Source organism: Citrobacter sp. W9, from assembly GCF_026719375.1.
GTDB classification, from domain to species: domain Bacteria; phylum Pseudomonadota; class Gammaproteobacteria; order Enterobacterales; family Enterobacteriaceae; genus Citrobacter; species Citrobacter werkmanii.
This window is the reverse complement of sequence record NZ_JAPPTE010000003.1, coordinates 183,607-206,705: the sequence shown is the minus strand read 5'-3', so window position 1 is coordinate 206,705 and position 23,099 is coordinate 183,607. Positions and strand designations below refer to the sequence as shown.

The following is a 23,099-nucleotide window of genomic DNA, read 5'->3' as shown; positions in this document are numbered from 1 at the left end:
ACAAAGCCCACTGAACAGCTATTCAGCGGGAGATTCCATCCGGTATGAGAAGGAATGAAAAACAATGGCCATTGAGCGAGCAGGCGTTAAGGCAACGCGCGCCGCGAAGGAAGTGAATGACGAAAATGCTGTGAAATCGGGTAGTAATGTTGTCATCATCAGCGTTCCTGGCCGGAAATGAAACACGCATACTCATAACTGCTGTCTATTGAATACTAACACCTGGATTCAAGATGTCTATTCGGTTGTAGTGGGGATATCGCCGCCGACCAAGCATGTCCAGTGATCCGCTCACCGGACACGTTCTGGGTTTAATAAGCCTGCTGGTAAAGCCGCAACGCATCATCTTCATTAAGTGTAACGGGATTATTGCCCAGCAAGCGGGTCTGCTGCATGGCATCCTGCGCCAATATCGCCAGACCGTCTGCGGGAACACCAACGTCACGCAGCCTGTTGGGCGCCCCGGTTGCCGCAATAATGCTTACCATCCCGGCAATAAACGACTGGGCATCGATATCCACGTTTCCTGTCACCTGTGCCCCAATGACGGGAGCCAGCTCGGCATAAAGTGGGGCCGTTACCGCCACGTTAAACTGCAGCACCGGAACCAACATTAGCGCATTCGACAAGCCGTGCGGGATATGGTGTCTGGCACCCAAGGGATAAGCCAGTGCATGCACCGCCGCCACCGGAGAGTTAGCAAAAGCCTGTCCCGCCAGCATCGCGCCCAGCAGCACATTTTCTCGCGCTTCACGGTTGTGCCCGTCACGGCATGCGGTCACCAGTTGGCGACTGATTAAACGTAACGCTTCGCGGGCCAGCGCGTCCGAGAGTGGGTTTTTCTTATGCTTGCCGGTATAGGCCTCAATCGCATGCACCATCGCATCTATCCCGGCGGCGGCAGTATGGACAGGAGGAAGTCCCAGGGTCAGTTGCGCATCCAATAGCACCAAATCGCCATACAGTTGCGGGGAGACAATGCCCATTTTGCTGTCATCGTTGGTCGTCAAAATTGCAATATTGGTGACTTCAGACCCGGTGCCGGCGGTGGTGGGAATGTTAACCAGCGGTAGACGTTTCCCGGCGACCTTGTCGATGCCGTAAAGCTCCGGCAGGTCTTGTTCAGAGTTGATTAATACAGCCACCAGCTTTGCGACATCGAGCGAAGAGCCGCCGCCCAGACCAATAACCATTTCGCAGTTACCATCGCGGGCAACCTGTAAAGCTTCGCGAACGAGGCGCTCGTGTGGATCGGGTTGGACCCGATCATACAGCGTCACCTGAAACCCTGCGTTGTACAGACTGTGCAGAACCGGTGGCAAAACCCCAGCCTTGACCAGACCGGGATCGGTCACCAGCAATACACGACGTGCGCTAAACCGTTGCTGAAGAATCTCCCCTAACCGTGACGCACCCGCCCACTCGACGATGATTTCCGCTACCGTCGTAAACGCAAAATCCTTCATGACATTTTTCATTGAGGTATTCCTTGCAGTAAAAATGGACAGCTTTTAGCAATGCGGTTCATCAGGAGGAATGTGAAAGCTTTTCACCTCTTTACGCTCCAGCATCGGGGCAATAATGCCAGTGCCAATTCGTTGAAAATGTTCCGTTTTCCGATGAAGTTCGAGCCCCTCTGCGCAACGATAGGTTTCAAGAATCACAAAGCGATCGCCGTCTTCCGTGGAGCGGAAAAACTCATACGATATATTTTCAGGCTCCTGACGCGTTGCCTCTGCCAGCATTCTGAGCGCGTCGTTAACTTTGTGACCCATCGTCGGTTGGGCAAAATAATGTGCAACGACAAACAGCTGCGTGTTTTCCATTTTTGGCTCCCGGTGGTTTAACGTAGCAAATTCACATCCCATAACGCGCTGTCGCTGCTTGATACAGCTATCGCGCCGTGCAACAGCGCCGTCCGGGCATGTTCCTCATTGCAGACAAACCCGGAGGCCACAATCGGCGGCAACACATTACGATCGGCCTGCGGCAGCAACGGCAGCATCTGCGCAGGCATCAGTTGCACATAATCGGGTTCGCTTTGCTCCACGGCTTTCAGGCTGCGTAGCCAGGTCGAGCGGTCGGTGACGAAGATTTTCTGCATGGTGATCAACCCGCATTTTTTCGCGCGCTGTACGGTTTGCAGACGCGTGGAAAGCAACCCCATCGCCCCCGTTTCGGCCACATAATCAATGCCGCCTTTATCCTGGGACAGCCCATTACAACTGTCGATATTCACGATGACGTACTTTCCCGCCTTCGACAGCAGTTCGATCACCGGCTGGAGCTTAATCAGATCGATATTGGCAATGATGCAGACTTCAGCTTTGCTGGACAGTGCGGTTTTCAGTTGCTCAATGCCGTAAATCGCCATGATGACGGGCTGGCGTGCCAGGAGCACGCCAAGGTTTTTTATCATGATTGACCTGCCTGATGTGCGTAAAGCTGAGCGCTTAAGCCCAGCTTGCCCGGGTTAAGGATATTTTGCGGATCCAGCGCTTTTTTAATATCAGCCAGAACCGACAGCGATTCACCTAAAGAAGCCTGCATGTAGGGGGAACGGAGCAGCCCGACGCCATGGTGATGGCTAAGGGAAGTCTTGTGTTTAATCAGCACCGCATTTGCCGCGTCCCATGCCGCACGATACCAGGCCGCACGCTGCTCGACGGGCACATCGCCACGCAGTGAGAAGTAAAGACATGCGCCGTCGACGTAGGCATGGGACTGATGCGCTGACCCCGCCAGCGTGCCCGGTACGGCGTTGATCGCTGCCACCACATCATCATAAACCGCGCTGAGATCGCGCCAACGCCCCACCATTTCCAGCGTATCCGCCACCAGGCCGGGGCTTTTCTTAAAGCCTTCGGCGCTTTTTCCCGTCAGATACCGGGTATCCAGCCAGCGCTCAAAGATGGATTCACCGTCAAGTTCTTCTCCGCTCTGCTGACAAATACGTTCACTGATCGCCAGCACCGCGTCGACAATGTCGGGTTCTCCCTCATCCGCAATCAACAGGACGTTGGTCTCGGGCAGGCCAAACTGCACGCCGCTTTCCAGGTTATCGTACAAGCGCAGTGCCGCTGGATTAGCGCCATGCTGTAAGATTTCGCGACACGCCTCCAGCCCACTGGCGAAGCTGGAAAAACCCCAGGCGATAGCGCGGCCATAATCCGGCAGACGATGTAGCTTCAAACGCACACGTACTATCACGCCCAGCGTACCTTCCGAACCGATAAACATTTGCTGTAAATCAGGTCCGATAGCGCTGCGTGCATAACCGCCAACGGTGATTAAGCGCCCATCGGCCAGCACCACATCCATGCCAAAAACCATATCTTCAATTTTTCCGTAGCGGGTAGAAAGCTGTCCCGCACCGCGACAGGCGACCCAACCGCCGACGGTACTGATCCCAAACGATGACGGCCAGTGCCCCATGGTCATGCCATACTCTTTTTGGATAGTTTGCTCGAAAATATCGCCAAACATGCCGGCTTCTACCTCAACAATCTGGCTTTGTGGGTCAAAATCGAGCAATTTGTTGAGTTCGCAAACGTCGAGCACAATCCCTCCGCGCAGCGGCAATGCGGCTCCGGTAACGTTACTTCGCCCGGCAGAAACTGTAACCGGAATAGCGGATTCACTGGCGAGGCGCATTACGTCCTGAATCTGTTCTACGGTAGAAACGCGTACAATCACGCCTTTTGAGGTGGCAGGCGCGCCCTGGGTTTCCGCAATCATTGAACCGGCCCACCAGTCGCGGGTCCAGGTAATCACATCGGACTCCGACGTCAGCACCTCATCAGCAATCACCCGCAGCCGGTCAAACGTCGCTTCGCTAATCGCAACGGGATCTACCTGCATTCCTCTTGCGCCATTGCTGCTGGTGATCTCTGTTGCCCATGCGGGGCGAGTATGTGCGCCAATGGTATAGTTTCCACGGTTATAACCACGTTTAATCGCTTCTTTACTGATCATTCTGATGTCCCCATAAGCATTGATTTTTCATGTTTAATCGCGGCCTGATAGCTGGCTACCTGTTTTGCCACCTGTTCAGGCTGTAACCGGAGTTCTTGTTGCAGTATTTCCCCAACGCGTTCTGCGGCAGTGGCTGACGCATCGCGTGCCATCAGGCGCGCGCGAATTCGACGCGACAGCACATCATCAACGGTGCTGGCAAGCTCATGGCGTACGGCATACACCACTTCCGCTTCGGTGTAGGGAAGCCCTTCCACGATAGGTTTAACCCGCGAGGGATCGGCCTGAATAATGTCACTGACAAAATGCGCTTCGGTGCCATAGCGCTCGCCCAGATGCGCAGACAGGCCGCCAGAGGCCAGAATGGCCTGTGGGTCATAGCCAGCCGCGCCCAGCAAATACGCAGTTTTCGTTGAGCAGGCTTTTTTACGGCCCAGTATTTTGCTGGCCGCATCAATGGTTTCTTCCGCCATGTGGCGCGATGTCGTCAGTTTGCCGCCGACAATGGTAATCAGTCCGTCCGCTGCAACCCTGATCTCATGGTTACGCTTCATCTCAACGGTTTTGCCGCCCGCGGTACCGACAAGCGGGCGGCAACCAGCGATACTTCCCACCACATCTTCCGGGCGCAGATCCGTTTTCAGCGCCGAGTTTGCGCCTTCCAGCAGAAAGTCCAGTTCAGTGCGATTGCAGTGAACATCGTTCAAATCGCCCTGATAGTCTTCATCCGTAGTGCCCAGATAGGAGACGTTGCCCCAGCGCGTAATGGTCGCGCGCCGACTGCGTCCGGCCACCGGAATGGTCACCGTGCAATCATTGCGAATTTTCATCCACGGGATGGCGACATGAACCCCCTTCGCCGGACGGATATTCAGCGGCGATGATTCCCCTTTTTTCAGCCCACTCCAGTCACGCAACCAGACACCCGTCGCCATAATGACCACCCGCGCTTTGACCCGGATTTCCCTGCCATCGGCATACACGATGCCCCCATTGACCTTGCCATGCTGGTCGCGTGTGGTTTCGATGACTTCGGCATGGTTTGTTACCGTCGCTCCATGAAACGCCGCCGTCCGCACCAGGGCCAGCGTTAACCTGGCGTCATCAACACGGGCATCGAAATACATAAAGCCGCCGGAGAGTTGCTCTTCTTTCAGCGTTGGGCAGTGCGATAACACTTCCGCCGGGGTTAATTTTTGGTGAAGAATACCTTCCCGCCATCCCCCGGCGAGATCGTAGGTCCAGAGCAGACTTTCAAACGCAGAGGACATGCGTTTATCAAACACGCCATTCTTATCGAGTACCGGAAATAAAAAGGGCAGCCGCTGCACCAGATGGCGAGCATTGCGGCGCATGCGCTGGCGCTCGAGCAAAGAATGACGTACCAGTCCGAGGTTCCCTTGCTCGATGTAACGCAGGCCGCCGTGCACCATTTTTGATGACTTGGATGACGTCCCCGAGGCAAAATCACTCTTCTCAATTAACGCGACCCGATAGCCGCGCAAGCTGGCATCCAGCGCCGCATAGGCCCCCGTCACTCCGCCGCCGACAATCAGAATGTCGTAGGTTTCGCTTTCCAGTCGGTCCAGTTGCTCAGGACGCTGAAGACGCAACGGTTCGGCGCCGTACATATCACTGCGTGTTTTGTTTGGCTTTCGCGAAGGGAAAAACTTCATGAGTCGGCGTGCTCCTGATTAGCGGTAGTGAGGCTGCTGGCGGTTTCCATTTCGAGCGCAATACGCATCTCCCAGCGGTTGATTTTTTGTTCGCGAAGGTCATGACTGATTTTGGGTTCAAACAGACGCGCCGTTTTCAGCGTGGCGCAGGCATCAGACAACGAATCCCACAGCAGCCCATCGGCTCCCGCCAGAAACGCCGCGCCGCGTAAGCTGGCCCTCGCCGTTTCGGCCATCCGCCGTACGGGGATCCCGCTAACATCGGCCTGGATTTGCAATAACGTGTCGCTATTGGACAACCCGCCGCCTACCACCAGCTCTTGCGTTGCGATGCCGGTTGCCGCTTCATTGGCGCGCATACAGGCGGCTACCGAATGCGCAATGCCTTCCAGAATGGCGTAGGCCACCTGCGGACGTGTGGTCGAGATTGAAATACCGTTAAGCGAGGCGCGGGCATGCGGCTGCAAATGAGGAACACGCAGCCCCGTTAATGCTGGAATGAAACTCACGCCGCCAGAATCATTAGCCTGTGCAGCCAGCTCGCTGATTTGCTCGGGTGAGTCGAACCAGCGCAGCTTTTCGCACACCCAGTTCAGGGCCGAACCGGTCGTCGGGACGAATGTTTCTACAGAGAAGTGCGAGCGTCCTTTTTGTCGGCGCGCGGTCATGGAGAGCGTACTTTCACAGCTTTTTTTCAATGTCGGCACCGTCGGCCCCATCATTAAATCAACAAAGCTGCCGGTCCCATGCATACACAACGCCTGCCCGCGCTCAGTGCAACCCAGCCCAATGGCCCCCGCAAACTGATCCCCGGCACACGCCCGGATCGGGACGCTGATCCCGAGGATATCTTCACGCGTAGAGCCAAAATCATCGGTATCATCGTGCAATTCAGGCAGCAATGACGTCGGGAACTTCAGAGTCTGCAGCCATGGCAAATGGTACTGATGCTCGTTGAGGCAATACGCGCCCGCAGAGGTGGCGTTGGTGGGGGTGGTGACACATTTTTTTTCTTCCGCCAGATGCCAGAGCAACCAACTGTCAACGGTGCCAAAAACCAGGGTTCCAGCCTGGTGCGCCCTCTTCACTGCCGGTGTATTGGCGATATGGTATGACGCCCAGAGGTAAGGTGAACGTATCCCAACCGGTCGTCCAATTACTGGCAGCAGTTTCGCATCCCATTCGGGGGCAAGTCGCGCCAGCTCATCCGTAAAACGCGCATCCTGCCAGACCATCGCAGGCGCCAGCGCCTTGCCAGTGATTGCATCCCAGAGCACCGCCGTTGAACGTTGCGTCGCAATCGCCAGCGCCACAATACGCATCTTGCTGTGCTGCGCATTGGCAATCGCTGTACGACACACCGTAATAGTGGCCTGCAAAATTTCATCAGCATCTTGTTCAACAACGCCATGGCGCTGGCTACTGACCTGAAGCGGCTGGTATTCAAGACAGTGGACCTGGCTATTTCGCCCCACCACTGCCGCACGCGTACCTGATGTACCTTCATCAATAGCCAGAATGACATCTTCATATTCAATCATTTCGTACTCCTGTTTGATTCCGGGGCCATCGACTCGGGATAGTGTGAATGGGGTGATTCGAACTGCGGGGCGCCAGGCTCGTTATCCGGCTGAATCGTGGTGCGAGTGGGATCCCATGGGATCACAAAGCAGACGATGCTGGCGAACAACGGCACGGCGGACATGATCAGGAAGGTCGTTTGCAAGCCGTAGAGATCACGGAAAACGGGGAAGATAAACAGACCGAGCGCCGCACCTATTGCCCCGAGCGCACCGACCACGCCATTTGCGCCTGCCCGCAGTTCACTGCGAAAAGAGAGGGATGAAAGGCTTTTCCCGTTTGCACCGGGTCCACCTGAGTGACAAAGAATAAACAACGCGGGAACCAGCAAAGAGGCCCACAGCGGCATACTGTCGCTGAACAGTCCCAGCGTGAGCAGTACGAGAAAAGCCACGGCAAAACCGATCGCCGAAGAGCGGCGCAAGCCAAGACGACGACCGATTGCAGGAGACAAGAAACCACCAACAATACCAAATACGTTAAAAAATAGTGAACACAAGGTTGCGTACACAAAGTTTTTACCGAACATCGCGGCACTAATAACCGGCAAATACCAGCCGACGCCAAAATACTGGATTGACTGGCAGACCTGAACCGTAGAAGCCAGAATCGTACGCGGTAAATATACGCCACGGAATATTAGCAGTACATTTCTCGCCCCTTTTTCTGCTTGCCCAATAACAGGTTTTTGCTCCGCTTTTGACGCCAGAATAAAATTATCACCGTATATTTTATTCATAGCGATCACAGCATCAGAAAGCCGTGATTTTCTCGCCAACCATACCGGACTTTCTACTAAATAACGGAACTGGAAAAAAAGTACGATGAGTCCACATAACGCTGTCACGGCAATAGAATAACGCCAGATAGCATCCCCAACATCCCAGGAATAAAACATCAGCGCTAATGCCAGATTTAAACAAACCGCAACATACCAGACCCCTTGCCAGGTGTTTAAACGGCTTTTTAGTTTCACTGGCGTGAACTCTGCAAGCATCGCCATGGCCACGGCAAAATCCATCCCGTAAGACACGCCAACAAAGAAGCGGCCCACGATTATGGTGCTGAAACTGGAGGATGACATCACTAACAGCGCACCAATCACCGCCATTATTTTGGCGATTATCAGCGGTGGTACACGTCCCCAGCGATCGGCAATCCAGCCGCCAATGGGATTAAATAATATAGCAACCCACGATGAAAATGAGGTAAGTAACGCAACTTCAGTTGCGCTCAGATTTAAATTGCGGGTCATTGGATTTAATCCAGCACTAAGAGCTGAATTTGAAAAAGCATCAAGGAACAGGCCACCTAATGCCAACCACCAAATAACACCGGCTCTGCCACTGATTTTTCCGCGAGAGTCGATGCAATTGATAACATCATCAACGCCACGGATTTTTATCGGATTTGAGAATGAGCATGCGGACATGGCTTTCCCCTTCATAATATTCGGAAGAAGGTCGCCATTAGCTAAAAAAATGCAATAAGAGACCATCTTAATTTCACAGATAGTCTCTTATCTAAAATCTGTATTTTTCCACTCTAGAAGGTAAGGGAAAGCGTGTCAAAGCGACTTTTTGCCTCATCGTTGATTCTGTGACTTGTAGCACACATGTTAATAAATCATTACAAAAACAGGTCGCCATGAGCCATTTTTCCGTTCTCAGCGGATGGGAGCGCCGCTGTGAGTGTACGTAGTCGATGCGCTGGTGGCTGATTTACGCTGAACGATCGCAGATCTTCCTGTGCAACGTTATTTCAATATTCATCAAAAATGGGTGTTGAATACGAAATCCGCTTTTACTCTAAACTCCACCACCAAAAATAAAAGCATTAAGATTCATATAGATAACCGCAAAAACATTTGATATTAATCATTTAAAAAACTTATTTTTCGTTATGTTGATCACATTAACATCAAAAGAATGGTGATCTTAAAATAGGTTTTAAATATTGTGGTCAGGCCGCTAGACCACAATAAGAGGATATATCATGAAAAGAAAAACAATGGGATGGCTTATCGTTTTTCTTCTTTTTATAGTTTACATGCTTAACTATATGGATCGTTCAGCATTGTCGATCACCGCTCCACTCATCGAAAAGGAATTAGGATTCAATGCTGCTGAGATGGGTATGATATTCAGCGCATTCTTTGTTGGTTATGCTCTATTTAACTTTATCGGTGGCTGGGCCAGTGACAGATTTGGCCCCAAGACAGTATTTCTGGTCGCCGCGTTACTCTGGTCATTATTTTGTGGGATGACCAGTCTGGTTACTGGCTTATGGACTATGCTGGCTGTTCGCGTGTTATTCGGCATGGCTGAAGGACCGGTCAGCGCGGCCGGAAATAAAATCATCAATAACTGGATTTCACGCAAGGAATCTGCAACTGCGATTGGTATTTTTAGCGCAGGTTCACCGTTAGGTGGCGCGATTTCTGGTCCGGTAGTTGGCATGCTGGCGCTTTCATTAGGCTGGCGTCCGGCATTCGGTATCATTTTCCTGTTCGGTTTAGTCTGGGTATTACTATGGTATTTCACTGCCAGTGATAAACCTTCAAAAAGTAAACACCTCGCCCCGGAAGAACGTGTCGATTTTGAAAACCATGATGACATCATTTTAGCGGATGACGGTAAAGCGATGCCTTCTCTCGGTTACTACATGAAGCAGCCTATGGTGTGGGCAACGACACTGGCCTTCTTCAGTTATAACTACATACTCTTTTTCTTTCTGACCTGGTTTCCAAGCTATCTTAACCACTCTCTACACCTTGATATTAAAGAAATTAGTATTGCAACCGTCATCCCGTGGGTAATTGGCGCGATCGGTATGGTATTGGGCGGAGTATGTTCTGATTTTATCTATCGCATTACAGGAAATGCCCTACTTTCTCGCCGTCTTATTCTCGGTGTTTGCCTGGCTGGCGCGGCGATCTGTGTGGCGGTTTCAGGAACGGTTACGACTATCGGCAGTGCCGTTGGACTGATGTCAGTCTCGTTATTCCTGCTGTATTTGACTGGACCTATATATTGGGCAGTTATTCAGGATGTCGTGCACAAAGATAAAGTGGGCAGCGTCGGTGGTGCCATGCATGGACTGGCAAATATATCCGGAATTATTGGCCCTCTGGTCACCGGGTTTATTGTCCAGTTTAGCGGTAAATATGATTACGCATTCTATCTGGCTGGGGCTATTGCGATTGTTTCCAGCTGTCTGGTATTCGTATTTGTCAAAAATAAAGGATTAAAAACAAATGAAAGTCAAAGCTGTTTACATCAATAAACCTGGTGAAATTGAAACCCGTTGGGTTGATTATCCGGAAAAGAAAGATAATGAAGTACTAATAAAAGTTGATGCTGCTGGGATATGTGGCTCTGATATTGGTGCATTTCGTGGTACTAACCCATTAGTAACCTATCCACGTATTATTGGACATGAAGTCACAGGCATTGTTATTCAACAAGGCAAGGGCATGCCAGCAAATATTAAAGAAGGTGATCGCGTTATTGTTGATCCTTATATTTATTGTGGTCATTGCTACCCTTGCTCAGTAGGCAGAACAAATTGTTGTGAAAATCTAAAAGTAATTGGTGTGCATATTGATGGCGCAATGCAGGAGGTGGTTGCTCACCCCGCACATTTAATTCACAAAATCCCTGATGATGTCGCCTCAGAGATGGCTCCGTTAGCTGAACCACTGACTATCGCACTGCATGCGCTACATCGCGCCAAACTGACGGCCGGAGAGCATATCGCCATTATTGGTGCCGGTGCGATTGGCCTGATGGCGGCACTGAGCGCATTGCGCTACGGTGCGACACCCATTCTGATCGATATCGTGGACGAACGACTTCAGTACGCAAAATCACTGGGAGTGCCTTACGTCATCAATCCGTCGAACATCCGGGTAATTGAGGCGATCAAAGAGATCACGCAGGGGACGATGGCGCAGGTTGTAGTCGAAGCATCTGGCGCCAACAGTGCAATTCGCGAAACTCTGGATCTTGCGTCATTTGCAGGTCGTATTGCTTTCACCGGCTGGCCAAAACAGGAGACATCGTTACCCACTAACCTGATCACGTTTAAGGAACTGGATCTGCGCGGATCGCGTACCAGTGCAGGTGAATTCGAAGAGGCGTTACAAATGCTGGCCACGCTGAACATTAATCCCGCGGATGTCGTCAGCAAGGTAGTGAATATTGATGATGTGCCTGACGCCGTGAAGGAACTTGATCAATACCCGGAACGCTATCTGAAGATCAATGCGACCTTTCATTAATTTTTCCAGGAGATAAAGCGATGGAACAAACCTGGCGTTGGTATGGCCCAAACGATCCCGTATCGTTGTCCGATGTTCGTCAAGCTGGTGCAACGGGTGTGGTAACTGCGCTGCACCATATTCCAAACGGTGAAGTCTGGTCCGTAGAAGAAATTCTCAAACGCAAAGAGATCGTAGAAAAAGCCGGTCTGGTCTGGTCGGTCGTGGAAAGCGTGCCGATCCATGAAGACATCAAGACCCACACGGGCCAGTACGATCTGTGGATCAAGAATTACCAGCAGACGCTGCGCAATCTCGCCCAATGCGGCATCTTTACTGTGTGCTACAACTTCATGCCGGTTCTGGACTGGACCCGTACCGACCTGGAGTATGTGCTACCCGACGGTTCAAAGGCTCTGCGCTTTGACCAGATTGAGTTTGCCGCATTTGAATTGCATATCCTCAAGCGCCCTGGTGCGGAAGCGGACTACAACGCGGAGGAAATTGCCCAGGCTCACCAGCGTTTTGCGGATATGAGCGAAGAGGACAAAGCCCGGCTGACGCGCAATATCATTGCCGGTCTGCCAGGTGCCGAGGAAGGATATACGCTGGACCAATTCCGTAGCCACCTTGCAACCTATAAAGATATCGACAAAGCGGTCCTACGGGAAAATTTCGCCTGGTTCCTGAAAGCCATTATCCCAGTCGCTGAAGAGGTAGGAGTACGAATGGCGGTTCATCCTGACGATCCACCGCGCCCGATTCTTGGCCTGCCGCGCATCGTTTCTACTATAGAAGATATGCAGTGGATGGTGGATACCGTAAACAGTGCGGCCAACGGCTTTACGATGTGTACCGGATCTTACGGCGTCCGCGCAGACAACGATCTGGTTGAGATGATCAAACAGTTCGGTCCGCGAATTTACTTTACGCACCTGCGTTCCACACAACGCGAAGAGAATCCCAAAACCTTCCATGAGGCAGCGCATCTCTCCGGTGATGTCGATATGTACAGCGTAGTGAAAGCGATAGTCGAAGAAGAACAGCGGCGTAAAGCTGAAGGCAACGCCTCACTTATCCCCATGCGACCCGACCATGGTCATCAAATGCTTGATGACCTGAAAAAGAAAACTAACCCAGGGTATTCCGCTATTGGTCGCCTTAAGGGCCTGGCTGAAGTACGCGGCGTTGAACTGGCTATCCAGCGCGCCTTCTTCAGTCAGTAACCACATTGCCGCATGGTATCCCCGCCATGCGGTTTTCACTTTCAGTCAGCACCAGTCTTTGATAGCGCATTATCAAAGAAGATCATCAATGACAGGAGTTTGTCATGGACAATAATCTCGCCACTGCACAGATTTCCACCCCACGCCCACGCAGGGATCGTTCACGCCTCGTTTCGCGCATCGTGCATCTTGGTTGCGGCGCTTTTCACCGCGCCCATCAGGCACTCTATACACATCATTTGCTGGAAAGCAGTGACAGCGACTGGGGCATATGTGAGGTCAACCTGATGCCCGGAAACGATGCCACACTGATTCAAAACCTGAAGGCGCAGGATCTGCTGTACACCGTTGCCGAACGCGGCGCACAAACGACAGAGCTTAAAATCATTGGCTCGATGAAAGAAGCGCTGCATCCTGAATTTGACGGTTGTGAAGCCATTATCCACGCAATGGCACGTCCAGAAACTGCCATCGTTTCGCTGACCATCACCGAAAAAGGATATTGCACAGATGCCGCCAGCGGCGAGCTGGATCTGAATCATCCGTTTATCCAGCACGACATTGCCCACCCACAGTCCCCCAAATCAGCAATTGGTTATATCGTTGAAGCCCTCGCGCTACGCCGCCAGCAGGGATTGAACGCTTTTACTGTGCTGTCCTGCGATAACGTGCGGGAAAATGGCCATGTCGCAAAAACCGCTGTCCTGGGTTTGGCCGCCGAGCGCGATCCGCACCTGGCTGAGTGGATTGCCGAACAGGCAACGTTCCCATGCACAATGGTAGACCGCATCGTTCCAGCAGCAACAGAAGAGACGTTAGGGCAAATCGCCGAACAGCTTGGCGTTTACGATCCCTGTGCCATTGCCTGCGAGCCATTCCGCCAGTGGGTTATCGAAGATAACTTTGTTAATGGACGTCCGGACTGGGATCGCGCGGGCGCACAGTTTGTGGAAGATGTGGTGCCGTTTGAAATGATGAAACTGCGTATGCTCAACGGCAGTCACTCATTCCTCGCCTACCTCGGTTATCTGGGCGGCTATGAGACGATTGCCGATACGATGACAAACCCGGCGTATCGCAACGCTGCGCTGGCGTTAATGCTTGACGAACAGGCCCCAACGCTGTCGATGCCTGAAGGTACAGACCTGGCAGGTTATGCGGAATTGCTTATCGCGCGCTTTACTAATCCAGCACTGAAGCACCGAACCTGGCAAATTGCGATGGATGGCAGCCAGAAATTACCGCAGCGTTTGCTGGATCCCATTCGGCTGCATCTGGCACGAGGGGAAGATTACCGTCATCTGGCTCTGGGTGTCGCAGCCTGGATGCGCTACGTCAGCGGTGTGGATGAAAAAAACAATCCGATTGATGTGGTGGACCCTCTGGCGGCACGGTATCAGGCGATAAATCAGCAATATCTGTCACCTGAAGAACGTGTGCGGGCGCTGCTGACAATCGACACCATTTTTGGGACGGATTTGAGCGATAACACAGACTTTATCAAACGCGTAACCGCTGCCTGTCAGCAATTGCACAGCGTAGGAGCACGTGCAGCGGTAGCCGCTCTAAATCATTAAATATTTTACTTCAAAGACCCACGATCTGTCTGACATAAGCCAGATGTTCCAGTGATTTTTGGTAAGCACCGTCAGCATCAGCCTGGCGGATCGCATCCACAATCGCTTTATGCTGAGTATTCATGCTGGTTAATACATCCCGATTGCCGGAACGCTTGTCCAGTCCGGCATACGGGATGTTAACGCGTTGTTCCCACAGCATTCGCGACATATCAAGCAGTACGCGGTTCTGGCTGGCTTCAGATACCGTTAAATGGAACTGCTTATCGAGGGAGTAAAAGCCATGGACATTGTTTTCACTAATGGCTTTTTCCATGCTGAGTTGCAGCGCTTCAAGCTGACTAATAAGTTCATCTTTGCCTGCTTCTGCAGCAAGACGCGCGCAATGACTGTCAACCAACTCTCGCGAATAGAGTATTTCTTCAACCGTATAATCACTGGCGGAATGCTTTTTATCAGTAACAATAACGCCATTACCGGACTGGATGGTGATCCATCCTGAGATCTCCAGCACAATCAGCGCTTCTCTGAGCGATGCGCGACTCACGCCAAGTTGCTTCGCCAGTTCACGTTCAGGGGGCAAGAAGCTTCCTGGCGGAAAAATACTATCGTTGATGAGCTTAATGATGAGATTGGCTATCTTTTGATAGAGCCGCTCCTGTTTTACCTCAGGAATAACCATGTGCCTCCCGTTCTCTTATCTGTGCGATTTTTAACTGATTATCTTATCATTCCCGGAGTTAAGAAACGCATGCCTGAGTCAGTTCCTTGTAACAGCGGTAAACAAATTCACTCACCAGAGACCAAATCCTGCGCGCACGCCCAGGCGCTCGACCATGCCCACTGGAAGTTGTATCCACCCAGCCAGCCGGTGACGTCCATCACTTCACCAATAAAATAGAGTCCTGGCACTTTACGGGCTTCCATCGTGCGCGATGACAGCTCGTTGGTATCCACGCCGCCCAGCGTGACTTCAGCAGTACGATACCCTTCCGTACCGTTCGGCTGCACCCGCCACTCGGTCAGGGTCTCCACCAGCGTTTGCTGATCGCGCACGTTAAGCTGTTTCAGCGAGACATCCGGGATTTGCCCTAACTGCTGTAAACATTCCACCAGGCGTTTTGGCAACTGCATAGCAAGCGTATTCTTTAAGCTCTGATTAGGGTGGGCGCTGCGCTGTTCATCCAGGAAGTTCGCAAGGTCAACATCCGGCAACAAATTAATGCTGACAAATTCACCTGGCTGCCAAAAACTGGAAATCTGCAGCACGGCCGGACCAGAAAGCCCGCGGTGCGTAAAGAGCAGGTTTTCACGAAATACGGTGCCGTCCTCGGCGGTGATAACGGAGGAAACGGATACGCCAGAGAGCACCTGAAGCTGCTCCAGCAGCGGCTTGTGTAAGGTGAAAGGCACCAGACCTGCGCGCGTCGGCAACACGTTCAGACCGAATTGTTCGGCAATTTTATAGCCAAACGGCGTCGCGCCCAGACCCGGCATCGAAAGACCACCAGAGGCGATAACCAGCTTTTTCGTGCCGACCGTCATGCCGTTCAGCGCCAGGATGAAATCTTCCCCCTCGCGCTCAACGCTGAGGACTTCGCTACGTAACCGCATAGTTACGTGACCTTTTTCACACTCGTCCACCAGCATATCGACAATTTGCTGGGCGGAATCGTCGCAGAACAGCTGACCCAACGTTTTTTCGTGCCAGGCGATGCCGTGCTTGCCCACCAGATCGATAAAATCCCACTGCGTATAACGCGCCAGCGCCGATTTGCAAAAATGCGGGTTTTGACTCAAATACGCGGCAGGTTCGACATAAAGGTTGGTAAAGTTGCAGCGTCCCCCGCCAGACATGAGGATCTTGCGTCCCGGCTTTTTACCATTATCAATCAGCAGTACCCGGCTACCTGCTTGTCCTGCCTGCGCGGCACAAAACATACCCGCTGCGCCAGCGCCTATAATAACGGTATCAAACCTTTCCACGTTGCGATCCTCTCTAAAAAGCGGGGGTGAATTGTAAAGATTCCTCAGTGGTCGCACCAGCACCAAACTACCGATAAAGGGTATTTATCTGAAATATATAGGATAATTCTTTAGTGGTGTAAAACAAAGCAGGAGACAAATCAAAAAAACTCTATATTTCACTTTGCCCGCGCCGCCAAAGTCACTGATAATGCGCCGCGTTCATGTCCTCAAAATGGCGTAACGTCCTATGCTACATTTGTTTGCTGGCCTGGATTTACATACCGGGCTTTTACTATTGCTTGCTCTGGCTTTCGTGCTGTTCTATGAAGCAATTAACGGCTTCCATGACACAGCCAATGCTGTCGCAACCGTGATCTATACCCGTGCAATGCGTTCGCAATTGGCGGTGGTCATGGCTGCGTTGTTCAACTTCTTTGGTGTTTTGCTGGGTGGTCTCAGCGTAGCGTATGCCATCGTGCATATGCTGCCAACGGATCTGCTGCTAAATATGGGATCGTCACATGGCCTCGCCATGGTGTTCTCCATGCTGTTGGCGGCAATTATCTGGAACCTGGGTACCTGGTACTTTGGTTTACCTGCATCCAGCTCCCACACGCTGATTGGCGCGATTATCGGTATTGGTTTAACCAATGCGTTGATGAACGGCACCTCGGTGGTGGACGCACTTAACATCCCGAAAGTGATGGGTATTTTTGCCTCGCTAATCATCTCGCCGATTGTCGGTCTGGTGGTTGCTGGCGGCCTTATATTCATTCTGCGTCGCTACTGGAGTGGTACGAAAAAACGTGCCCGTATCCACCTGACACCGGCAGAACGTGAAAAGAAAGATGGCAAGAAAAAGCCGCCGTTCTGGACGCGTATCGCACTGATCCTCTCCGCTATCGGCGTGGCGTTTTCTCACGGCGCGAACGATGGCCAGAAAGGCATTGGTCTGGTGATGCTGGTGCTGATTGGCGTAGCGCCTGCAGGCTTCGTGGTGAATATGAATGCTTCCGGTTACGAAATTACCCGTACCCGCGATGCTATCAATAACGTCGAAGTCTTCTTCCAGCAACGCCCAGACCTGCTCAAACAGGCGACTGGCGTAGACCAGTTGATTCCGTCCCCGACGGAAACGGTCACAACGGCATCGACAGAGTTCCATTGCCACCCAGCGAATACCATCAACGCGCTTGAGCGTGCGAAAGGTATGCTGGCGAATCTGGAAACCTACGACAAGTTAAGCGTTGAACAGCGTGGCCAGCTGCGCCGTATTATGCTGTGTATCTCTGATACCACGGATAAAGTGGTGAAATTGCCTGGCGTAAGCGCTGACGATCAACGTCTGCTGAAAAAACTGAAAGCTGACATGCTGAGCACCATTGAGTACGCGCCTATCTGGATCATTATGGCCGTCGCACTGGCGCTGGGTATTGGTACGATGATTGGCTGGCGTCGCGTAGCCACCACCATTGGTGAGAAAATCGGTAAGAAAGGCATGACCTATGCCCAGGGGATGTCGGCGCAGATGACCGCCGCAGTCTCTATCGGTCTTGCCAGCTACACCGGTATGCCCGTTTCCACCACTCACGTTCTCTCCTCTTCCGTTGCGGGAACGATGGTTGTTGATGGTGGCGGTTTACAGCGTAAGACGGTAACCAGCATTCTGATGGCCTGGGTCTTCACCCTGCCGGCGGCGATTATTCTTTCCGGGGTGCTGTACTGGCTCTCCCTGAAGCTTATCTAAGCGGATGCACGGTAAAAAAGCGGGTCAGGAAACTGACCCGCTTTTTTTGTATCTGTCGTTGGTAATCAGTGCCAGATAATCAGCGCAACCATGCTGATTAGCACCAGTCCGCATAACGCGCTGGTAAGAATGAACTGGCCGCGAACCCGCTCACAGCGGCGAATAAATTCATCATCATGGTGATCGCGGTAACGCTGAGCGTAGATATACCACACCAGACGCATCTGCTTGTTGGGTTGCCCATGCGAGGTAAAAAATCCCCCACCATCGACATACTGGTAAAGTAATGGATCGCAACCACGAAGTACCACTAACAGTGCGCGTAACGAAGAAAAATAGCGCGCCATATTAACAATGCAAACGACACACAAAGCCCAGAACAACGCAATGGTGCTTATCATATCTCCTCCCCGGCGACCCGCCCACGGAACTCCTTTCCGGGACTACCGCTCCCCGATACCCTACCAATCATTCAGTGAAGAGTGCTACCGAAACCGCTCGTGTTAGTATCAAGCATCCGAGCGCCTCTCTAAATAGTGTAGGAGATTAGTTAATTTTTTTGCCAGAAGGTTAATCGCTATCAATGCAATTAACTAAAAAATTTGTTTAACTGCTTGGCAAGCAAGGCGGATTGACGGATTATCCTGGTCGCTATAATGTAAGGATAGTCCTTATATGGTACGTTTTTACGACTGGGCTAGCCCCGCGCATAAGGTTCGCAGGACGCGAATGACGCGGCGGCAAATAAACGCCAGCAGGCTAGTCATCGACAACTTATGGAAGGAGTAACACTATGGCTTATAAACACATTCTTATCGCGGTTGATCTTTCTCCGGAAAGCAAAGTTCTGGTTGAAAAAGCGGTCTCTATGGCGCGGCCTTACAATGCTAAAGTCTCCCTTATCCACGTTGACGTAAACTATTCCGACCTGTACACCGGGCTAATCGACGTGAATCTGGGCGACATGCAGAAACGTATTTCTGAAGAAACCCACCACGCGTTAACCGAGCTGTCCACCAATGCAGGCTACCCTATCACCGAAACCCTGAGCGGTAGCGGCGACCTGGGCCAGGTTCTGGTTGATGCCATCAAAAAATACGACATGGATCTGGTCGTTTGTGGTCACCACCAGGATTTCTGGAGCAAACTGATGTCCTCCGCACGTCAACTGATCAACACCGTCCACGTCGACATGCTGATTGTTCCGTTGCGTGACGACGAAGAAGCATAAAATGCTTGCCGCCGGGAGATAACCCGTCCCGCAGCAAACAGTAAAGCCTGTAAACGCCCGCCCGCGCGGGCGTTTTTGTTTTTATCATTCGGACACAATTAGTACATCAACCCAACAAATAAATCATAATTAGTGTGATCAACTAATTGGATCGAAAACTATCTGTATAATACTCTACCCGCACGGCTAATCGCCGCAGTCTATAACAAAATAAGACTTTTTCGGCGCGTTTAAGTATACGCGTTCATACTTTTCGGGATGGCTTTGAAAGGCGATGGAATATGAATAAAACTGCACCTACGGGCTTGCTGCAGCAACCTCGTCCGTTCTTCATGATCTTCTTTGTGGAATTATGGGAACGATTTGGCTATTACGGCGTTCAGGGCATCCTGGCGGTATTTTTTGTTAAGCAACTCGGTTTTTCTCAGGAACAGGCATTCGTCACCTTTGGTGCTTTTGCCGCACTGGTCTACGGCCTGATCTCGATCGGCGGCTACGTCGGCGACCACCTGTTAGGGACCAAGCGCACGCTGGTACTCGGTGCGATTGTGCTGGCGATCGGCTACTTCATGACCGGGATGTCGCTGCTCAAGCCCGATCTGATCTTTATTGCTTTGGGTACCATTGCCGTGGGTAACGGGTTATTTAAAGCCAACCCGGCAAGCCTGCTGTCAAAATGCTATCCACCGAAAGACGCCCGACTGGATGGCGCTTTCACCCTGTTTTATATGTCGATTAACATCGGTTCGCTGCTGTCGCTGTCGCTGGCGCCGGTGATTGCCGATAAGTTTGGCTACGCGGTGACCTACAACCTGTGCGGGGCCGGGCTTATCGTCGCGCTGCTGGTCTACTTTGCCTGCCGTGGGATGGTGAAGAATATCGGTTCTGAGCCAGATCATAAGCCGCTGAATTTCCGTAATCTATTCTGCGTGCTGGCCGGTACGGTAGTGACGATATTTATCTGCGCCTGGCTGATGCATAACGTGAAGATTGCCAACCTGGTGCTGATTGTCCTGTCGATTGCCGTGACGATCATCTTCTTCCGCCAGGCCTTCAAACTGGATAAAACCGGGCGCAACAAAATGTTCGTGGCTTTTATCCTGATGCTGGAAGCGGTAGTGTTCTATGTGCTGTACGCACAGATGCCAACGTCACTTAACTTCTTTGCTATCAATAACGTACACCATGAAATTCTTGGTTTCGCCATCAACCCGGTAAGCTTCCAGGCGCTGAACCCGTTCTGGGTGGTAGTGGCAAGCCCGGTACTGGCCGCAATTTATACCCGTCTGGGAAACAAAGGCAAAGATCTGACCATGCCGATGAAGTTTACGCTCGGTATGTTCCTGTGCTCGCTGGGTTTCCTGACCGCCGCTGCTGCCGGAATGTGGTTTGCCGATGCGCAGGGACTGACGTCGCCGTGGTTTATCGTGCTGGTGTATCTGTTCCAGAGTCTGGGTGAACTGCTGATTAGCGCCCTGGGACTGGCGATGGTCGCCGCGCTGGTACCGCAGCACCTGATGGGCTTCATTCTTGGGATGTGGTTCCTGACCCAGGCCGCCGCTTTCCTGATGGGAGGTTATGTCGCGACGTTCACCGCAGTACCGGAAAACATCACCGACCCACTGCAAACGCTGCCTATCTATACCAATGTCTTCAGTAAGATAGGCCTGGTGACGCTGGCGGTAACGGTAGTGATGGCGATTATGGTGCCATGGCTGAACCGAATGATTAATACGCCAAGTACCGAACAGTAATACTCAGTGCCGGATGCGGCTACCGCCTTATCCGGCCTACATTCAACAAGCCCGATTACCTCGCGCTATAGGGCATTTTCACTCACTACCCTTTGCGCGCGTCTATCCACTCCTGCACTTCCACCACAAAGGTGTCCGGTGCTTTGCGGTACATTTTGCGCGCCAGGTCCAGAATCGTATGCTGGCCGAGCGCTTCTTCCATTCGCTGCTGCGCCATATCCATCACCGAACGCACACCGCAAATGCCTTCACAGGCCCACTGCGGTGGATGCTCCTCAAATACCGCCAGCCGCTGACGGATCTCGCGGCACTCAAAGATGCGTTTATCGCCGTCAATGGCGTTGGCCACGTCCAGCACGGTGATCTCCTCCGCCGGTTTCGCCAGTTGGAAACCGCCGCCCTTCCCTTCGCTGCTCCGTACCAGCCCGGCCTTCGACAGACGGGTAAAGATTTTGGCCAGATAGTCATACGGTACGCGCTGCAGCTCGGCGATTTCGCGCACGCTCATATCACGTGCGTCGCCTTTGCTGTCCACCATACACATCAGGCTATGGATGCCGTACTCAACCCCGGAACTGTAAAATGCCATGCTCTTATCTCAGCCAAAAAGAATCTGAGTATATTGTAGCTTTTTCGCATCACGCATTCCAGATACCGGATAACACCTGCAAATAGATTAAAATTAAAAACTATATTTATCATAAAGATAATAACAAAGTGCCGGACTCAATCCGCGACAGGACTGAAATCTCATTGCAATCTATAACTACGACCAATAAAATCCGAGTAAATAAATCGGAGTCACCAGTGAGATAAGCATCATGCAAAAACAAATTCTGATCGTGGGCGCCGGCTTTGCCGGGATGTGGGCAGCGCTGAGCGCCGCGCGTTTAGCGGATAAAAATCAGCAACATATTGATATCACTGTGATTGCACCGCAGCCCGAGCTGCGCGTGCGTCCACGCTTTTATGAAAATGCCGTTCAAACGTTGGTCGCTCCGCTACAGCCGCTGTTCGAGGTCACTGGCATACACTTTTTACAAGGGCATGTAGAACAGATTCTGCCAGGATCCCGCGAAGTTAGCTGGCAAGATACCAACGGAGAAAACCATCTGCATCGCTATGACCGCCTGGTACTGGCCAGCGGTAGCCACGTTAACCGCGACGCCGTTTCCGGTGCCGCCGAACACGCCTTTGATCTCGACCAACTGGAGAGCGCCGCGGTGCTTGAGCAGCACATTAAAGATCTGGCCTTACAGCCGGAGAGTGAGGCCCGCAATACCGTGGTAGTTTGCGGCGGCGGCTTTACCGGAATTGAGATGGCGCTGGAATTACCCGGCCGTCTGCGCGAAATTTTAGGGGCTGATGCTAAGACCAGAGTAGTCGTAGTTGAACGCAGTGCACAACCGGGCGGACGCTGGAGTCAGGCGCTGCGCGATGTGATTATCGACGCTTCCGCCGAGCTGGGCGTGGAGTGGCTGGTCAACGCGGAAGTAGAGAGCGTCGACGCGGCTGGCGTAACGCTGAAAGATGGGCAGGTTATCGCTTCACAAACGGTGATCTGGACCGTCGGCGTCCAGGCGAGCGACCTGACCGCACAGATTAACGCCCCACGCGATCGTCAGGGACGCCTGCATGTGAACAAGAACCTCCAGGTACTGGGTCATGAGGATATCTACGCCACCGGCGACGTCGCCTATGCGGCTACCGATGACAAAGGCAATCATGCGCTGATGACATGCCAGCACGCCATTCTGCTGGGGAAATTTGCCGGTAATAACGCGGCGGCGAGTCTGCTGAACGTCGCGCCGCTGCCGTATCGTCAGGAGATGTATGTCACCTGTCTGGATCTCGGCGCGTGGGGGGCGGTATACACCGAAGGATGGGATCAGCAGGTGAAACTGACGCGTGAAGAGGCGAAAAAGCTGAAGTTATCGATTGTCAGCGAGCTGATTTACCCGCCGAAGGCGGAGCGCGAAGCGGCGTTTGAGATTGCGGACCCGCTGGCGCCGTTTGTTTAAGCCGTAATGCCGGGTGCGGCAACCGCCTTATCCGGCCTACAAATAATTGAGAATCGTAGGCCCGATAAGCGTAGCGCCATCG

The 23,099-nt window shown here is 52.2% G+C and carries 19 protein-coding genes; 8 read left to right on the top strand and 11 right to left on the bottom strand.

The window, feature by feature from the left end; all coding sequences use genetic code 11:
- Positions 1-311: 311 nt before the first annotated feature.
- Genes OOJ59_RS07390 through OOJ59_RS07360 form a run of 7 tightly spaced genes read right to left on the bottom strand, consistent with a single transcriptional unit; the run spans position 312 to position 8,664 of the window.
- Complete coding sequence (locus OOJ59_RS07390; protein WP_160955344.1) at positions 312-1,478, bottom strand: iron-containing alcohol dehydrogenase; 1,167 nt, start codon at positions 1,476-1,478, stop codon at positions 312-314.
- A gap of 33 nt (positions 1,479-1,511) precedes the next feature.
- Positions 1,512-1,826 (bottom strand): putative quinol monooxygenase, encoded by a 315-nt coding sequence (locus OOJ59_RS07385; RefSeq protein WP_038635050.1) that lies wholly within the window; start codon positions 1,824-1,826, stop codon positions 1,512-1,514.
- A 17-nt stretch (positions 1,827-1,843) separates the two neighbouring features.
- Positions 1,844-2,419, bottom strand: a complete 576-nt coding sequence (locus OOJ59_RS07380) for a glycerol-3-phosphate responsive antiterminator (protein ID WP_042311797.1) — start codon at positions 2,417-2,419, stop codon at positions 1,844-1,846.
- On the bottom strand, positions 2,416-3,975 hold the full coding sequence (locus tag OOJ59_RS07375) for an FAD-binding oxidoreductase (protein WP_121529662.1): 1,560 nt from the start codon (positions 3,973-3,975) through the stop codon (positions 2,416-2,418). The genes OOJ59_RS07380 and OOJ59_RS07375 overlap by 4 nt, the downstream gene beginning before the upstream one ends.
- Positions 3,972-5,651: a glycerol-3-phosphate dehydrogenase/oxidase gene (locus OOJ59_RS07370; protein ID WP_160955345.1), complete on the bottom strand. Its 1,680-nt coding sequence runs from the start codon at positions 5,649-5,651 to the stop codon at positions 3,972-3,974. Before OOJ59_RS07370 ends, OOJ59_RS07375 begins: the two co-directional genes overlap by 4 nt.
- Positions 5,648-7,192 carry an FGGY family carbohydrate kinase gene (locus OOJ59_RS07365; protein ID WP_160955346.1) on the bottom strand — a complete coding sequence of 515 codons (1,545 nt, stop codon included), beginning with the start codon at positions 7,190-7,192 and terminating at the stop codon, positions 5,648-5,650. The genes OOJ59_RS07370 and OOJ59_RS07365 overlap by 4 nt, the downstream gene beginning before the upstream one ends.
- The gene (locus OOJ59_RS07360; RefSeq protein WP_160955347.1) at positions 7,189-8,664 is read right to left on the bottom strand and encodes an MFS transporter; all 1,476 of its coding nucleotides are present in this window, start codon (positions 8,662-8,664) and stop codon (positions 7,189-7,191) included. The genes OOJ59_RS07365 and OOJ59_RS07360 overlap by 4 nt, the downstream gene beginning before the upstream one ends.
- Before the next feature lie 563 nt (positions 8,665-9,227).
- On the opposite strand from OOJ59_RS07360, the gene OOJ59_RS07355 reads away from it, so the two are divergent.
- The 4 genes from OOJ59_RS07355 to OOJ59_RS07340 all read left to right on the top strand — a co-directional run bounded on the left by OOJ59_RS07355 (position 9,228) and on the right by OOJ59_RS07340 (position 14,296).
- Positions 9,228-10,517, top strand: coding sequence for an MFS transporter (locus OOJ59_RS07355; RefSeq protein WP_038635066.1), 1,290 nt, complete (start codon positions 9,228-9,230; stop codon positions 10,515-10,517).
- Positions 10,489-11,514, top strand: coding sequence for a zinc-binding dehydrogenase (locus OOJ59_RS07350; RefSeq protein WP_038635069.1), 1,026 nt, complete (start codon positions 10,489-10,491; stop codon positions 11,512-11,514). Before OOJ59_RS07355 ends, OOJ59_RS07350 begins: the two co-directional genes overlap by 29 nt.
- 20 nt (positions 11,515-11,534) lie before the next feature.
- Positions 11,535-12,719, top strand: coding sequence for a mannonate dehydratase (uxuA, locus tag OOJ59_RS07345; protein ID WP_150345531.1), 1,185 nt, complete (start codon positions 11,535-11,537; stop codon positions 12,717-12,719).
- 104 nt (positions 12,720-12,823) lie between these two features.
- Positions 12,824-14,296, top strand: coding sequence for a fructuronate reductase (locus OOJ59_RS07340; RefSeq protein ID WP_159121641.1), 1,473 nt, complete (start codon positions 12,824-12,826; stop codon positions 14,294-14,296).
- A 10-nt stretch (positions 14,297-14,306) separates the two neighbouring features.
- Here the strand turns inward: OOJ59_RS07340 and OOJ59_RS07335 are convergent, their stop codons facing one another.
- The gene (locus tag OOJ59_RS07335) at positions 14,307-14,978 is read right to left on the bottom strand and encodes a FadR/GntR family transcriptional regulator (RefSeq protein WP_160955348.1); all 672 of its coding nucleotides are present in this window, start codon (positions 14,976-14,978) and stop codon (positions 14,307-14,309) included.
- 107 nt (positions 14,979-15,085) lie between these two features.
- Entirely contained in the window at positions 15,086-16,282 is a 1,197-nt protein-coding gene (locus tag OOJ59_RS07330; RefSeq protein WP_160955349.1) for an NAD(P)/FAD-dependent oxidoreductase, read from the bottom strand.
- 229 nt (positions 16,283-16,511) lie between these two features.
- Here OOJ59_RS07330 and pitA point away from each other — a divergent pair, with 229 nt between their 5' ends.
- Positions 16,512-18,011 (top strand): inorganic phosphate transporter PitA, encoded by a 1,500-nt coding sequence (gene pitA / locus OOJ59_RS07325; protein ID WP_038635082.1) that lies wholly within the window; start codon positions 16,512-16,514, stop codon positions 18,009-18,011.
- Between the two features lie 65 nt (positions 18,012-18,076).
- Here pitA and uspB read toward each other — a convergent pair whose 3' ends face one another.
- The gene (gene uspB, locus OOJ59_RS07320; protein ID WP_003023371.1) at positions 18,077-18,412 is read right to left on the bottom strand and encodes a universal stress protein UspB; all 336 of its coding nucleotides are present in this window, start codon (positions 18,410-18,412) and stop codon (positions 18,077-18,079) included.
- Between the two features lie 392 nt (positions 18,413-18,804).
- Here uspB and uspA point away from each other — a divergent pair, with 392 nt between their 5' ends.
- Together uspA and dtpB are read left to right on the top strand one after the other, a co-directional pair.
- Positions 18,805-19,242 (top strand): universal stress protein UspA, encoded by a 438-nt coding sequence (uspA, locus tag OOJ59_RS07315; protein WP_003023368.1) that lies wholly within the window; start codon positions 18,805-18,807, stop codon positions 19,240-19,242.
- 281 nt (positions 19,243-19,523) lie between these two features.
- Positions 19,524-20,996, top strand: a complete 1,473-nt coding sequence (gene dtpB, locus OOJ59_RS07310) for a dipeptide/tripeptide permease DtpB (RefSeq protein WP_038635084.1) — start codon at positions 19,524-19,526, stop codon at positions 20,994-20,996.
- 85 nt (positions 20,997-21,081) lie between these two features.
- Here dtpB and OOJ59_RS07305 read toward each other — a convergent pair whose 3' ends face one another.
- Positions 21,082-21,585: an RrF2 family transcriptional regulator gene (locus OOJ59_RS07305; protein WP_087857171.1), complete on the bottom strand. Its 504-nt coding sequence runs from the start codon at positions 21,583-21,585 to the stop codon at positions 21,082-21,084.
- 232 nt (positions 21,586-21,817) lie between these two features.
- On the opposite strand from OOJ59_RS07305, the gene OOJ59_RS07300 reads away from it, so the two are divergent.
- Positions 21,818-23,017 (top strand): NAD(P)/FAD-dependent oxidoreductase, encoded by a 1,200-nt coding sequence (locus OOJ59_RS07300; RefSeq protein ID WP_087857172.1) that lies wholly within the window; start codon positions 21,818-21,820, stop codon positions 23,015-23,017.
- Positions 23,018-23,099: the final 82 nt, after the last annotated feature.

Bases quoted from the DNA above. Each gene is read 5' to 3' on its own strand.
- OOJ59_RS07390 (WP_160955344.1), bottom strand. From the start codon at position 1,478: ATGAAAAATGTCATGAAGGATTTTGCGTTTACGACGGTAGCGGAAATC.
- OOJ59_RS07385 (WP_038635050.1), bottom strand. From the start codon at position 1,826: ATGGAAAACACGCAGCTGTTTGTCGTTGCACATTATTTTGCCCAACCG.
- OOJ59_RS07380 (WP_042311797.1), bottom strand. From the start codon at position 2,419: ATGATAAAAAACCTTGGCGTGCTCCTGGCACGCCAGCCCGTCATCATG.
- OOJ59_RS07375 (WP_121529662.1), bottom strand. From the start codon at position 3,975: ATGATCAGTAAAGAAGCGATTAAACGTGGTTATAACCGTGGAAACTAT.
- OOJ59_RS07370 (WP_160955345.1), bottom strand. From the start codon at position 5,651: ATGAAGTTTTTCCCTTCGCGAAAGCCAAACAAAACACGCAGTGATATG.
- OOJ59_RS07365 (WP_160955346.1), bottom strand. From the start codon at position 7,192: ATGATTGAATATGAAGATGTCATTCTGGCTATTGATGAAGGTACATCA.
- OOJ59_RS07360 (WP_160955347.1), bottom strand. From the start codon at position 8,664: ATGTCCGCATGCTCATTCTCAAATCCGATAAAAATCCGTGGCGTTGAT.
- OOJ59_RS07355 (WP_038635066.1), top strand. From the start codon at position 9,228: ATGAAAAGAAAAACAATGGGATGGCTTATCGTTTTTCTTCTTTTTATA.
- OOJ59_RS07350 (WP_038635069.1), top strand. From the start codon at position 10,489: ATGAAAGTCAAAGCTGTTTACATCAATAAACCTGGTGAAATTGAAACC.
- uxuA (WP_150345531.1), top strand. From the start codon at position 11,535: ATGGAACAAACCTGGCGTTGGTATGGCCCAAACGATCCCGTATCGTTG.
- OOJ59_RS07340 (WP_159121641.1), top strand. From the start codon at position 12,824: ATGGACAATAATCTCGCCACTGCACAGATTTCCACCCCACGCCCACGC.
- OOJ59_RS07335 (WP_160955348.1), bottom strand. From the start codon at position 14,978: ATGGTTATTCCTGAGGTAAAACAGGAGCGGCTCTATCAAAAGATAGCC.
- pitA (WP_038635082.1), top strand. From the start codon at position 16,512: ATGCTACATTTGTTTGCTGGCCTGGATTTACATACCGGGCTTTTACTA.
- uspB (WP_003023371.1), bottom strand. From the start codon at position 18,412: ATGATAAGCACCATTGCGTTGTTCTGGGCTTTGTGTGTCGTTTGCATT.
- uspA (WP_003023368.1), top strand. From the start codon at position 18,805: ATGGCTTATAAACACATTCTTATCGCGGTTGATCTTTCTCCGGAAAGC.
- dtpB (WP_038635084.1), top strand. From the start codon at position 19,524: ATGAATAAAACTGCACCTACGGGCTTGCTGCAGCAACCTCGTCCGTTC.
- OOJ59_RS07305 (WP_087857171.1), bottom strand. From the start codon at position 21,585: ATGGCATTTTACAGTTCCGGGGTTGAGTACGGCATCCATAGCCTGATG.
- OOJ59_RS07300 (WP_087857172.1), top strand. From the start codon at position 21,818: ATGCAAAAACAAATTCTGATCGTGGGCGCCGGCTTTGCCGGGATGTGG.